Origin of the sequence: Chryseobacterium rhizosphaerae, from assembly GCF_003385455.1 — a bacterium.
GTDB classification, from domain to species: Bacteria; Bacteroidota; Bacteroidia; order Flavobacteriales; family Weeksellaceae; genus Chryseobacterium; species Chryseobacterium rhizosphaerae.
In genome coordinates, this window is record NZ_QNUF01000019.1 from 49,596 (window position 1) to 63,684 (window position 14,089).

Here is a 14,089-nt window from a genome sequence, read left to right on the forward strand (position 1 = left end):
GGTAACAAAAATAGGTAATACCACAATGTATCCTTGCAATATTATACAAAACCTTCATTTTATTATACCAATTACCGCTTCGGATTTCGTATAAAATACCAGCTGTTTTGTATAAAAACAAATTTACGAAATCCCTTTCTTCATTTCTTTGTCCTGTTTAATTTACTATGTATGGAACTTACCACTTTTCATGAACTCACCCAGGAAATAACATCAGAATGTTTTTTTATGACCCCATCCCAGCAGGAAGAAAAAGTAATACAGCTCATCGATCTTCATCATTTTATAGAGTGTTCCCCTATGAAACTGGAGGTTGTCAGCTACCTTCGCCACCCTATCAATATTGTAAAGCAAGATGACCTTACTATAGGCATCTTATTTTATGATATGAAGCGTTCATCACTGCCAGACTGTAACGATTCTGAAGCGTTTAGAAGAAGACATAACCTGTCAGCGCTCTGGTTTGTATTTGTAGAAGAAGAGTTCTGCCTTGAAACGGCTACCCATACCGATCTCATCATCGAAAACAGCCTGGATATTTTCTATGAAAAGATTTTCTTATTCAATTTCTTTCAATCTATTATTCATCCTTTAAAATAAAACCATGAAAACATTGAGAAGAGCATTGTTGCCACTCGCCCTGCTGCCATTTAACAATAGTATTTACGCTCAAAAAAAAGACAGTATTCCGTTGAAAGTGCGTGCATTTTTTGCCGATAAAATTCCCCAGACCCGTGACCTTAATATTGAATTTACCCAAACCACACCTTACTCATTTTCTTCCAAGCTTCAGGGAGCAGACCTCCCGGAGAATAAGGTGAAAAACTTTCAGCAGGTAAGAGCTGAAGCTAATATTTATTTTGTTAAAAAGAAAAAATGGCTATTAAGTACGGCACTTAATTATCGCTACACTTCAATGAATACGGAAGAACCTGTTATCTTGGGAGCGGACAGACAAAATCATTATCATTATCACTCTGAAGCACTCAATTTCAACTATTTTTCCAAACTGTTTAATAAAGTGGCAATATATACAGCCACAGCTTCTGTGGATGGAAGTGATCAGCATTTTGAAAGAGTCAGAGGAATGCTGACGGCCTCAGTTGTTTTAAAGGCCACTCCCAAAACAAAGATGCTGATAGGCCTTGCAGGTATCATTGATCCCAGTTCTCAGATCCCCATACTTCCGATATTCACTTATGAAAACAAATTCAACAACGGCTGGGTACTGGATATTCTTCTTCCCAAAAAAGTATTGGTCCGAAAAAACATCCTTGCCAATGGAAGACTTTCTTTGGGAACGGAAATGGATAATACTTCCTTTTATATGTATAAGAACAGCAAAACCTATGAGTTTCGCCAGCTGGAGATCAATTCAGGGGTTATTTACGAACACAACCTCGGCCATAATTTAACAGGGACATTTAAAACCGGAATCAGGGCCGTTCCACAAGCGAGAGCTTTTGATAAAGAGGAATCTTTTAAAGATTACATTTTTGAAGCCAGCTATAAACCGTCCTTCTATTTCAATGTCGGAGTATCTTATAATCCTTTTGGAAAACCCAGAGTAAAATAACCTCCGGTTTCCGGCAAATCCGGAAGAGCTTCAGGATATAAAACTCAATGTGTTCCCATTTTTGAAAATACATTGATAATAATAACTCCCAGTACAATAAGCACAATCCCAATAATAGCAGGAAGATCCGGTACCTGTTTAAAGGCAATGACTCCAATCATGGTGATAAACACAATCCCCACTCCCGACCAGATAGCATAGGTAATTCCTACAGGAATCTCACGAAGGGTAAGGCTCAGGCAGTAAAAAGCAGAAGCATACCCTATTACCGTGACAACGGAAGGCCATAGTTTGGAAAATTCTTCTGATTTTTTCAGAAAAGTAGTGGCTATGATCTCAAATACAATTGCTAATGCAAGAAAAATATAACTTCGTCCCATCATTGTTCTTTATACAAATGTAATAAAAACTGATAGGTATTCTTTCAACTTCTTTCGCAAGAGAAAGCCTTACTATATAAAGATTAGCCAAGCCCTCAATCAAATATGTTGCTCCTATGAAAGAATGCAAGCAATAATTTCTGCCAGGATAATTCCGCCGACAGGCTTCAATACCTTTTGATAAGCAGCTAGAATGAAGCATTTTACTGCATCGAAAAGCAAGGTTGATTTTATAATAATTCTACTGATAAAGATTTATGATGTCATATTATTTCTCTCCTCATTGACATAAAAACATAGTCTAAGGTGTCATAAAACCTGACAGCTGACAAAAAATCACTACACAAAAATCAACGGTAAAAATAATTTTTCTTAACACATAAATCTTTTTTACACACAAATTTCACATTCAAAAAGAGAGCAAACACACGATATTATGCATTGCATTATTTATTATTTGTTTTATCAAGTCCAATATAGAAAGCTTTAAACGCTTAACACTTTCACATAATTTTACAGAGAGAACAATAAATGTATTAATAAATTCTCAATAACGCATTAATTTTTTGTAAACAAAAATTAACCAATAGATGAACAAAAACCTCCGTAATACACTGATATACATCATAATGTTTTACTTTGGCACGTGATTTGAAAACTGTAATATTGCAATTGAAAGATTGATAAAAAAAAGTCAAATAATTAAAAATAATACAAAATGGTAACTTATATCGGTATCGCAACATGTTTAGTAGTGTTCACATCATATTTTATGACAGTAAGAAGAGAAAGAAACTAATTCTAAAAACACAGTAAGCCTATAGAATATCTATACTAATTATATTGTTTTATGTTTTTAGTCTGAAAATCAGGCCTCGCTCTTTTACTCAACAGGGTAAAAGGGCCCAAAAACATAACAAAAAGATCTTAGTTTCATAACACATTTTAATATCCAAAAGAAAAGCTGAACGTATGTTTGGCTTTTCTTTGTTTTAGAGGATACCAGAACTTTACCGGATTCATACATCTTGCAGACCCCGGTTGCTTTTATCTGAAACATTCCGATACTCCTGGCCTATCTATTTATTCTTTTTCAGGATGAAACTTCATTCAATAAAGTTTTATCTTTGTACTCCTTAAGCATTAACTATTTGAATTGCCATCATGAATCTGTACAACCTTATTATTCAGGACAAAGAACAAATAAATCTCAATGATGTATTCCTCAATGAAACCAATAAAGGCTTATTGATACAGCTCATCAAGGAAAACACCTATGTAAAAGAGTTACAGGAGTATGGCCTTCCTGTGAATAATAAGATCCTGCTCCAGGGAAGTTCAGGATGCGGGAAAACAATGACGGCAAAAGCAATAGCCCATGCTTTAGGTAAAAACATTATTATTTTAAACCTGAGTAATATCGTTTCGTCACGTATCGGGGAAACTTCCCAAAATATTAAAATGATATTTGATAAAGCCGCAAGGGAAAGGTCTGTCCTTTTTCTTGATGAACTGGATCAGATCGGAAAAGCAAGAGGTAGCGATGACAAAGATGTCGGCGAGATGAGAAGACTTGTAAACACCCTCATCCAGCTGATTGACTATTATCCTGAAAATGCACTGCTTCTTTGCGCAACGAACCATCCTGAAATAATAGATACTGCCATATTGCGGCGTTTTCAGCTGAAGATCAATTATGAAATGCCTTCTGCAGAATTTCTGGATACGTTCTATGATCAGTTGCTGGCTTCATTTCCTGAAGATCTGAATCATATTGAGCGAAAATACGGAATTTCTTTTGCTGAAGCCAAAGACCATGCCCTCACCGCTGTAAAGTCTGCATTAATCAAAAAACTGGAAGCCAAAGAAACCCTTCAGTCATGAAAGAAGATATTCTCCACAACCTCAGTATCATCAATAAAAGGATAAAAGATGCCTGTGAAAAATCAGGAAGAAATCCCGATGAAGTAAAGCTTTTACTGGCTACAAAAACGGTTTCCCCGGAACACATCAAAGTAGCTTTGGAAAACGGATACCACTTAATTGGAGAAAACAAAGTACAGGAACTGAAGGAGAAATATGAAGATTTGAAAGCTACCCCACACGAGAATCATTTTATCGGGCATCTTCAGACCAATAAAATTAAAGAGATCCTCAAACTCGGGGTCACCTGCATTCAATCTCTTGACCGTTTGGAACTGGCAGAAAAACTTCATCAAAAGTTTTCAGCAGAAAATAAAACCATTGAGGTACTGATCCAGGTGAACACCTCCCATGAGGAAAGTAAATTTGGTATTCCTCCCGATAAAGCCATTGAACTGGTTACCAAAGTTTCTGAATTTTCCACTTTAAAAATCAAAGGTTTAATGACCATAGGTCTGTTCAGTGCCGAGACAGAAAAAATAAGAACGTGTTTTAAAATACTCAAAAACCTGCAACAGGAAATCATAAGGGAAAACATTCCCCATGTGGAAATGAAGGAACTGTCTATGGGCATGAGCGGAGATTTGGAAACAGCCATTGAAGAAGGTGCTACAATTGTGCGTGTAGGAACGGCTGTTTTTGGAGCCAGAATCTATCCGGACAGCTATTATTGGAATTAAGGAAAAACAAATAATAAAGCTTAAAATTATATGTTCCCATTTACTTATACTTTTGAAAGAGAAATTATTAACGATAAAACATCTGAGAATGTAATTTATACAGCTCGTGAAATATTGAGAGAGAAAAAAATTAAAAATATTCTTTACGGGCCGGGATTTGTTTCTTTCAATGAAGGTTTTTTGAAAGAAAGATCCAATTGGGACTATTTATCTTTCATTGATGATGGAAAATTCACGTATAATGAAAAAAGCAAAGTATTGACTTATAAAGTTAAACTATGGAAATTTAACTTATTTGCTCTTGCATTTCTTATTATTACGCTAATTTATTTTGAAGGTTTATTTGGAAAACTGCTTCCTCTTTTTGGACTTATCGTCAATCATTTGTTTTGTTATTTTGGAAGTCAAGGATTGATAAAAGAAATCACGCATGAGATTAACTATTTGTCTTAATTGTATACGCTAAATCATTTCTCGCCAACCAATCAATATGTGCAAAAAAGCTTTAAAACAAAAGGTTTTTAAAGTCTACAAATTCGGTATACTTTTTGATTCATAAAACATTAATAACCAAACAAATGCATTTATGATTAAAAAATTACTCTCGGGCTGTCTGCTGATGACAGTATTATTCTTTTTTTCATGTGAAAAGGAAAACACACAGATGAAAAGTGAAATCTCAATTGAAACTATTTCAATCATAACCTGCCTTACTATGGGTGTTGCTATATTAGTTGCATACAGCTATAGAAGAAGATAATTACATAACAGACTACAATACCTTAAGGGCACCTCTCAAAACAGACAGGTGCTTTATTGTTGTCATAGCAGTAATGATATCTTGAGCCGGAATCCAGAGTATGGCAGCATTTCTATTTGAAAAAAGCAGCATTAAAATTCAACTTAATAAGGAATATTTTAACGAAATTATTATGGTTATTTTCTTACATATAAATATAAAAAAAACCATTATACAATTAAAATAAATCAATTTTCAAACAGCACAAATCCGGTACAATTGTTGATTCCAAAACACTAATACTCAAAGAAATACACTTATGAATGAAAAGACCTTATTGGGATATCTGTTAATCACAGTATCTCTTCTTTTTTCGTGTTCCCCAGAACATACATCAGAAAATAAAAGCGGAATTTCAATGGAAACCATTTCAATCATCACCTTCGTTTTGGTAGGAATTGCAATTTTAGCGGCGTATCCCTACAAGAAAAAATAACGGGGTATGCAATACCATAAAAAAAGACACCTCCTTATCATGTAAGGAGGTGCATTTTTTTTACCGGATATCAGTTTTATTTCTTGATCACTTTAAATGTGCTCACACCTTCTGCTTTTGAAGTTATATTCAAAATATAGGTTCCGGTGGCCAAATCAGAAATATCAATTCTACTTACATTTTGAGATGTTCTTATTTTTTGTCCCAAAGCATTATATACCTCTACTTTTTCAGGAACTGACTGAGCATTCAGATAAATAATTCCCGTAGTGGGATTAGGATAAATATGTACCGTAGCTTTTACCTGTTCTTTTGTTCCTAAAAACTGATCAACAATCTTCGTAGAAACAGTATTGGTATGTACTGCCGGATTATAATCAAAATAAATATCCGCCACATTATTCACAATATCATTCATCTGGACATTGGCTTTAGGCTTAATTTTATATGCTATGAATCCGTGAGAATTGGGTTCATCACTGCTTCCCGGAAGGTAGATCGCATTAAAATTAAATGTTACATCATTTCCATTGGCAACTTTCACTTCGCTGGGATGGCTGTAAGATTCTAAACTCAATGTAGACCAATCCAGTTTACTGTCTAAGACATTATGAATCCTTACTTTTTCAGCAAAATGATTTCCTGTGTTCTGGAAACGGATGATATAATGCAGGTATTCGTCTGCATCCTGTAAAAGAATCTGAGAACCTTCCAATACCGTGATATCATTCGGATCATAAGAACCTACAATAGTATGGTTTAAAGCAAACTCGTTATCTGAAGGGGTGGCATCACCGGCAACATTTGCGATTCCATTAATGCTAAGTTGTCCGCCAATACTGTTTACCGGCATTGGGAGGACATTGAATTTTAAATCGATGGTTTTAGTCTGCAGGGGAGCAAAATCCTGATAATTGAAACGTATATTTCCGTTGGTTTGGGATACAACCGGGGAAGAAGCCTGCAGAAAATTCATCTTTGACCCGTTGTACGTAAATGAAATTTCCCCACTTAGTTTTTGAGTTCCTGTATTGCGGACAACCATTCTGTATTTGGTATCAAAGCCCGGTCTTGCAGTCAGAACCGGATAGATACTTACGTCAAGGTCTTTATACACCTGATTAGGTGCAATACAGAAATCTGCGGTATCAGTTACACCTGCAGAAGCAAAATTAAAAGTATGATTCTGAGGATTCACCGTATAATTGGGAAGAGAAGCATCTATAAAAGTAGTATGCTGCCCCTGTCCTGATAATATGGAATAGTTTCCGCTTGCATCTGTAAACGTAGAGAATTTACCGGCTGAATTTTGTGTAGAAACCATCATCATAGATGCAGAGGTATCATTGGCATCACACCCGTTATTATCAATGTCTAACTTTATTTTTCCTTTTGTTTTGTTTTGAAATGATTCTGTGGTTCCAAACCAGGAGATCATATCTTCTTTATAATTATCAATGTAAGTGGACCCAGAAATGAGTTCTGGAATTCCATCTCCATTTAAATCGGCACTTAATAAAGATACGACACTTCCCGTATTATTGGTAATCAATTGAGGAGTCGCATCAAAAACTCCGTTTCCGTTGTTCTTATACCATCTTAATTTGGGTTGGGTTTGGGAATTGGTGACAATATCTTTGCGCCCGTCTCCATCAATATCCATAGCTACAATAGCATAAGGAGACACTGCGGTCCCGGTACTAATCACTTTTTCAGGTCCGAACGATCCTTGTGCGTTTATATTTTCAAACCATCCTATTTTATTTCCGTTAGCATTCACAAAGGAAATATCACGGTCTCCGTCTCCATCCAGATCAGCAAAATAAAGTTTTGTAAAACCATTGGAAGAACTTGCTACCACATGTTCTGCTGTAAAATTACCTAAACCGTCTGTATTTTCGTACCATTTAATTTTCCCATCATTAGTAATAATAATATCCTGATCACCGTCTCCATCCACATCTTCATTCTGTAGTATCCCAACGGAGCCTATAGCAGGATTTAAAAATTCCTGAGGGGCTGAAAAATTTCCGTTTCCTGTATTAAATGCAACTTTCAGCTTAGTAGAAGAGGCCATGAAAGCAATATCTTTTTTGCCATCTCCATTGAAATCACCTATTGTATTCCTATAGGTGGGCTCCATTCCCAGATTGACAATCGGATGCTCAATCGCAAAGTTTCCTGCTCCATCGTTTTCAAGCCAGGCATACCTATAAGTAATGGAAGGATCTGCCTCTCCCATAAATACAACATCATTATCCCCATCATGATCCATGTCTGCCAATGTTACCTGCGACTGTAACCTAATATCATTTCTGATAATCTTCTGTACACCGGAAAAATCCCCTAATCCGTTTGTATTTTTATACCATGCAATTTTATTCTTTCGGGAAAGACTGATAATATCAGCGTCACCATCTCCATCAATATCTCCTGCAGATACAGTATTAAGTGAGTTTACATCCGTTGTAAGAATTTTTTCAGGAGTAAAACTTCCTGTACCATTAATCCCTTCATACCATGCTACTTTATCATCTCCAAAGGACACTGAGATCAGGTCCATTTTTGAATCATTATTGAAATCTGCAGCGTCAAACTGCGTTATCAATTTAGCATTCTGGGAAACAATCTGCTCAGGACCGAAAGTACCATTTCCAAGGTTTTTCTTCCAGGAAAGTTTTTGATCCCAATAGACACAAAATACCAGATCCTCTTTAAGATCTCCATCGAGGTCAAGCATTTTCACACCATATCGCTTAACATTCTGTATAGCATAAGGACCAGCAGGAATATCTGATATCAACTGTGATGTTGAGAAAGTTCCCGCACCATTTGTATTTTTATACCATTTAAACTGCTTAATGTTTCCGTTTTCAAACAAGTGAATAATGTCCAAATCTCCATCACTATCTATATCTCCAACTTCAAAATACTCTCCTAATGCAAAGTCATCAATCGTCTGCTTCACGGTAAAATTGCCATTCCCGTCATTTTTATACCAGCGTAAAATTCTTGATTCATTAATTCTAACCAAAAGATCCGGTTTATTATCATTGTCCAGATCTCTGAGAATAACAGAATCTGGTTTTTGAAGAGAGGAGAAAATATGCGATCCGGGGGTAAAAGTACCATTCCCATTGTTCTTCAGCCAGGTACCGGAAATAGGTTGATGAAGATAAATATCCTGATCTCCGTCACCATCTATATCGGCAACCCTGAAAAGCGGAATATTCTGATCAGATAAAGCTATAGGCTGGGTAAAAGTGGCGGCTCCTCCACTGCTGGTACCTTTCATAAGGAAAAGTCCCTTTTTTGTACTAAATATAATATCTGTTTTTCCATCTCCATCAAAGTCTGCACTGTTGTAATCTTTAATGTCATCAACTGGAGATTTGTAAATTAATTCAGGATGTTCAAAACCAGTACCTGTATTTTTGATCCAATATAAATCTCTATAATAATTTCTTACCAGTACATCTTTTTTATTATCATTATTAAGATCTCTCGGTATCAGATCTTGTGCATCGGAAATTCCGAAACTTCCGTCTATGATAATATTCTGAGGTAAGCCTGTTTGTGAAAATCCCATGATGCATGACAGGGAGAAAGCAAAAACGATAGATTTCTTCATCGAATAGTTATTTGATTATTAGTTTAATTGTCCGCAAAAATATAAAAATACAAGCAGAAATAAACATTTCATTACTAAACATCATGTTAAAATCAAACAAATAGTAAAATAATAACAATGAGAAAAGATATTGTGTATTTTTTCCTATCAATAGCTTACGCTCTGCATTCTATGACATGAAGCTAAGGGTTTTACGTACTGACTATGGTTTCACGCTCTGCAAAGTCTCCTTACTTTGCGGAATTATAAAAATAAAAATCCCTCTCATTACTGAAAGGGATTTGTTATATCTGGAAAAAATTTAGGATTACATATAAGCTTCAATAGGCTCACAAGTACATACTAAATTTCTATCTCCGTACGCTTCATCTACTCTTGATACAGAAGCGAAGAATTTGTGGTCTCTTACCCACTCTAATGGATAAGCTGCCTTTTCTCTGCTGTATGGTTTATCCCAAGAATCTGAGATCACCAACTGCTCTGTATGCGGAGCATTTTTCAATACGTTATTTGCTGCATCAGCTTCTCCGTTTGCAATTTCATCAATTTCTTTTTTGATAGAGATCAACGCTTCTGCAAAACGGTCAATTTCAGACTTGCTTTCAGATTCTGTAGGCTCAATCATCAATGTTCCTGCAACAGGGAAAGAAACGGTAGGAGCATGGAAACCATAATCCATCAATCTCTTCGCTACATCAGCCACTTCAATTCCTAAAGATTTGAACTGACGGAAATCTACGATACACTCATGAGCCACTCTTCCGTGTTCATTTGAATATAAAATAGGGAAATGCGCTGCCAAAATCTCTTTAAGGTAGTTGGCATTCATGATAGCATGTCCTGTAGCTTTTTTAAGACCGTCTGTTCCTAACATTTTAATATAAGCATAAGAAATGTTAAGGATCAATCCTGAACCGTAAGGTGCTGCAGAAATACCGTCAATAGCTTCTTTAGCTCCAATTCTGATATTAGCATTAGAAGGAAGGAAAGGAACCAGGTGTTTAGCAACACAGATAGGACCTACTCCAGGGCCTCCACCTCCGTGAGGAATTGCAAAAGTTTTGTGAAGATTCAGGTGACAAACATCTGCTCCAATGTTTCCCGGACTTGTAAATCCTACCTGAGCGTTCATGTTGGCACCATCCATATATACCTGTCCTCCGTGTTCGTGGATTAAGTTGGTGATTTCTTTAATGTTGGCATCAAAGAATCCGTATGTAGAAGGATAAGTGATCATTACAGCTGATAAATTCGCTGAATGCTGTTCTGTTTTAGCTTTAAGATCTTCGAAGTCAATTTCCCCGTTTTCAAGGTTTTTAACCACTACAATCTTCATTCCTGCCATTGCTGCAGAAGCCGGGTTTGTTCCGTGTGCAGACTGTGGTATCAATACTACATTTCTGTGCGTATCTCCTCTTGAAATATGATATTCTCTGATTACCATTAATCCTGCATATTCTCCCTGAGCTCCTGAGTTAGGCTGCAATGAAGTTCCTGCAAAACCGGTAATTTCAGCAAGATCTTTTTCAAGCTCTGCAATCATTTTCTGGTAACCTCCAGCCTGATCTACCGGTACAAATGGGTGTACACTTCCCCAATCTGCCCATGATAATGGTAACATCTGCGTTGCTGCGTTCAGCTTCATCGTACAAGATCCTAAAGAGATCATTGAGTGCGTCAATGATAAATCTTTTCTCTCAAGACGCTTGATGTAACGCATCAATTCTGTTTCCGTATGGTATTTGTTGAATACTTGTTCCGTAAGAATTTCGTCTTTTCTTAAATTCTCTTCAGGAATACTATATCCTTCTTTGATTTCTAATTTGAAAGTCTGCTTATCTTTAAACTGAGCAAAAGAAGCCATCAGATAGTTTAATTTCTCTAATGTAGTACTTTCGTTGATAGCAATACTTACAACATCTTCTGTGAAGTAATTAAGGTTGATTCTGTGATCCTGCATCATTCTCATCAATCTTCCTTTCTCATCTTCAGTCATGATGATTTTTACGGTATCGAAGATTGGCTCTTCTACAGTCTGATATCCTAATGCTTTAAGACCGTTTTTCAAAGCGTTTGCTTTGAAGTGAATTTGGTCAGCGATATAGTTTAATCCTTTAGGACCATGATATACGGCATACATTCCTGCCATTACAGCCAATAGAACCTGAGCAGTACAGATGTTAGAAGTTGCTCTTTCTCTCTTGATGTGCTGTTCTCTGGTTTGTAGTGCCATTCTCAATGCACGTTTTCCGTACATATCCTGAGAAACCCCGATAATTCTTCCCGGGATATCTCTTTTATAATCTTCTCTACAAGCAAAGAATGCTGCGTGAGGACCTCCATACCCTAATGGAATACCAAATCTCTGTGAAGTTCCTACTGCACAGTCTGCACCCATTTCAGCCGGAGACTTCAGTTTAACCAAAGCCATAGGATCACAAGCAACAGCCACCTGAAGATCAAGTTTTTTATAGTTTACGATATCTTCGGTGTAATCTAAAACAACCCCGTTTTTACCCGGATACTGCAATAGAACCCCATAATAAGTACCGTCAAACTGATGCGTTTTATGATCACCGATTACCACTTCAATTTCCAGTCCTTCAGCTTTTGTTTTCAGTACAGAAACTGTTTGAGGAAGAACAAGGTCAGAAATAAAGAACTTATTGGCTCCTGCTTTTTTCTGATCTTTAGTTCTGTTGTTGAAGAACATATGCATTGCTTCAGCAGCTGCAGTAGACTCATCCAATAGAGATGCATTCGCTAATCCAAAACCTGTAAGATCACATACTACAGTCTGGAAATTAAGAAGAGCTTCCAGTCTTCCCTGTGCAATCTCTGCCTGATACGGTGTATATGCCGTATACCAGCTTGGATTTTCAAAGATATTTCTCTGAATTGCTGATGGTAAAAGTGTATTGTGGTATCCGAATCCAATGTAACTTGTAAAATCAGTGTTTTTAGATGCCAATTCTTTCGAGTGGTTCAGCATTTCGTATTCCGAAAGCGGTGCCGAGATCTCAAGATCTTTCTCTAAACGGATAGAAGAAGGAATGGTCTGAGAAATTAACTCTTCAATACTAGAAACGCCAAGTTTTTCCAACATCGCCTGTTTATCGGCTTCATTAAGGGAAATGTGACGGCTCACAAACTGTTCTGTATTCATTTTTATTTATTAGATTTTGTTTGTAAAAAAGATGGCTAAAATTACAATTTTTTGAACGATTGTACAACAGCATTCAACGGATGGTCATTCACAGAAATACTTGACTGTTATAAGAGAATTTACTTTTAATAAGATCAAGACGGGTTTAGAGCATTATAAACAAAGATTATAACTATTCAATACATAATACTCAAAAATACAGAGAATTTAACATCAATAAAACACTGGTTGATCAATTGAAATATAATGAATTCGCAGATTATTTTTACCATCATGAATTATGTATAATTTATGCTGAAAAAATAAAACCAATAGGGAAATGTGGAAAATAAACTGAGCAATTGATTTAATTTATCGGGCTGGTTTATCGCTCTAAAAGGGATCTTCCACTGCTATACATCAGGTTTTTAGAAAATTATGAAATTTTATTAATTATATTTATTCTAAATTAATATATTTGCAACATGAATATGATTACTCCATTTAAAGTACCGCCTTTAGCACCTGTCTATGCTTTTCAGAATGAAGAGATGTTCTGTGAAAAGAAATCTTGCTGTAAAAAATTCAAAAAAGGTAAAAGATGTAAAAAATGTCCCGGAAGAAAGAAAATGGCATAGATTAGCTAAAGTTCTTCACTAAGATATATACAGCAATTGCCAATATCATTATTCCCAAAAGCAACATTACAATTTTAGGCTGACCAGCCTTATTTATCCTTGTTCTTGGTTGGGGTTTAAACATTTCTTCTACTGTGTTTTTGAATTTTTCCGAATCATTTTCAAAAACTTCTGTAATCGTAATTCCCTGAACAACGGTTTTATGTAAAAGAGAATTGGTAGCGTGAAGTAAAAGCTGGAATTTTCCATCCTTAAATTCCGTAATCTTAAATATTCTTTCTCCATACGGCTTTTCCAGTCCAAAAGGCAATACTTTCACTACATCAGCATTCGTCGTTTGCCAGCTGATGATAATCTCCTCTCCTTTTTTAGCATGAATTTTATTGGCAGAAAAAGTTTTGATCGCAGGGGGAACATTATACCTGAAACTTCTTTGATGGCTTTCTAAATTCTGATCGTAAGAATGTCTTCTTGCAGGATCACTCAACGTTTCATACGCTTCCTGAATCTCACGGAAACGGTCAGCAAAAAAATCATCATTATCATTTTTATCCGGATGATACTTTAAAGACAGCTTCCGGTAGGCCTTTTTAATATCCTCTTCAGAAGCTTCCTGCGATATACCGAGAAAATAGTAGTAATCTTTCATTGAGCAATACAAAAATAAGAATTTATTTTTCCATGGATAAGATCTTATAGTAAAAAGTGCATGATCTTTCATAGAATATATCCATTACTCCTCTCTCCTAAAGACTTAAACTTGAAAAATATAACACGACTTTATCCCCTTGGTTGAGTTGGTCTTATTGATTAAATGATACAGAATCATTCTTATATATGATCCACATCATTTCCCTGAGGAAAATTAAACATCACACCAT

At 36.0% G+C, this 14,089-nt stretch carries 9 protein-coding genes; 5 read left to right on the top strand and 4 right to left on the bottom strand.

Annotated elements, in window-relative coordinates:
* Positions 1-171 precede the first annotated feature (171 nt).
* Entirely contained in the window at positions 172-600 is a 429-nt protein-coding gene (locus DRF57_RS15500; RefSeq protein WP_047486019.1) for a hypothetical protein, read from the top strand.
* Between the two features lie 4 nt (positions 601-604).
* A complete protein-coding gene (locus tag DRF57_RS15505; protein WP_115919495.1) occupies positions 605-1,576 on the top strand; it encodes a DUF6268 family outer membrane beta-barrel protein in 972 nt (323 codons plus the stop codon).
* A gap of 44 nt (positions 1,577-1,620) precedes the next feature.
* On the opposite strand, the gene DRF57_RS15510 is transcribed toward DRF57_RS15505, so the two are convergent.
* The gene (locus DRF57_RS15510) at positions 1,621-1,956 is read right to left on the bottom strand and encodes a DMT family transporter (protein ID WP_047486022.1); all 336 of its coding nucleotides are present in this window, start codon (positions 1,954-1,956) and stop codon (positions 1,621-1,623) included.
* Between the two features lie 1,164 nt (positions 1,957-3,120).
* Here DRF57_RS15510 and DRF57_RS15515 point away from each other — a divergent pair.
* Genes DRF57_RS15515 through DRF57_RS15525 form a run of 3 tightly spaced genes read left to right on the top strand, consistent with a single transcriptional unit; the run spans position 3,121 to position 5,012 of the window.
* A complete protein-coding gene (locus DRF57_RS15515; protein ID WP_084087678.1) occupies positions 3,121-3,840 on the top strand; it encodes an AAA family ATPase in 720 nt (239 codons plus the stop codon).
* Positions 3,837-4,559 carry a YggS family pyridoxal phosphate-dependent enzyme gene (locus DRF57_RS15520; RefSeq protein ID WP_115919497.1) on the top strand — a complete coding sequence of 241 codons (723 nt, stop codon included), beginning with the start codon at positions 3,837-3,839 and terminating at the stop codon, positions 4,557-4,559. Before DRF57_RS15515 ends, DRF57_RS15520 begins: the two co-directional genes overlap by 4 nt.
* 30 nt (positions 4,560-4,589) lie before the next feature.
* A complete protein-coding gene (locus DRF57_RS15525; RefSeq protein ID WP_115919499.1) occupies positions 4,590-5,012 on the top strand; it encodes a hypothetical protein in 423 nt (140 codons plus the stop codon).
* An 858-nt stretch (positions 5,013-5,870) separates the two neighbouring features.
* Here DRF57_RS15525 and DRF57_RS15530 read toward each other — a convergent pair.
* The 3 genes from DRF57_RS15530 to DRF57_RS15540 form a co-directional block, all read right to left on the bottom strand.
* Complete coding sequence (locus tag DRF57_RS15530) at positions 5,871-9,425, bottom strand: T9SS type A sorting domain-containing protein (RefSeq protein WP_115919501.1); 3,555 nt, start codon at positions 9,423-9,425, stop codon at positions 5,871-5,873.
* Between the two features lie 307 nt (positions 9,426-9,732).
* The gene (gcvP, locus tag DRF57_RS15535; RefSeq protein ID WP_047486031.1) at positions 9,733-12,591 is read right to left on the bottom strand and encodes an aminomethyl-transferring glycine dehydrogenase; all 2,859 of its coding nucleotides are present in this window, start codon (positions 12,589-12,591) and stop codon (positions 9,733-9,735) included.
* 618 nt (positions 12,592-13,209) lie between these two features.
* Positions 13,210-13,857 (bottom strand): J domain-containing protein, encoded by a 648-nt coding sequence (locus DRF57_RS15540; RefSeq protein ID WP_115919503.1) that lies wholly within the window; start codon positions 13,855-13,857, stop codon positions 13,210-13,212.
* Between the last annotated feature and the right edge of the window lie 232 nt (positions 13,858-14,089).

Excerpts from the sequence above, each read along its gene's own strand:
- DRF57_RS15500 (WP_047486019.1), top strand. The coding sequence starts at position 172 with ATGGAACTTACCACTTTTCATGAACTCACCCAGGAAATAACATCAGAA.
- DRF57_RS15505 (WP_115919495.1), top strand. The coding sequence starts at position 605 with ATGAAAACATTGAGAAGAGCATTGTTGCCACTCGCCCTGCTGCCATTT.
- DRF57_RS15510 (WP_047486022.1), bottom strand. The coding sequence starts at position 1,956 with ATGGGACGAAGTTATATTTTTCTTGCATTAGCAATTGTATTTGAGATC.
- DRF57_RS15515 (WP_084087678.1), top strand. The coding sequence starts at position 3,121 with ATGAATCTGTACAACCTTATTATTCAGGACAAAGAACAAATAAATCTC.
- DRF57_RS15520 (WP_115919497.1), top strand. The coding sequence starts at position 3,837 with ATGAAAGAAGATATTCTCCACAACCTCAGTATCATCAATAAAAGGATA.
- DRF57_RS15525 (WP_115919499.1), top strand. The coding sequence starts at position 4,590 with ATGTTCCCATTTACTTATACTTTTGAAAGAGAAATTATTAACGATAAA.
- DRF57_RS15530 (WP_115919501.1), bottom strand. The coding sequence starts at position 9,425 with ATGAAGAAATCTATCGTTTTTGCTTTCTCCCTGTCATGCATCATGGGA.
- gcvP (WP_047486031.1), bottom strand. The coding sequence starts at position 12,591 with ATGAATACAGAACAGTTTGTGAGCCGTCACATTTCCCTTAATGAAGCC.
- DRF57_RS15540 (WP_115919503.1), bottom strand. The coding sequence starts at position 13,857 with ATGAAAGATTACTACTATTTTCTCGGTATATCGCAGGAAGCTTCTGAA.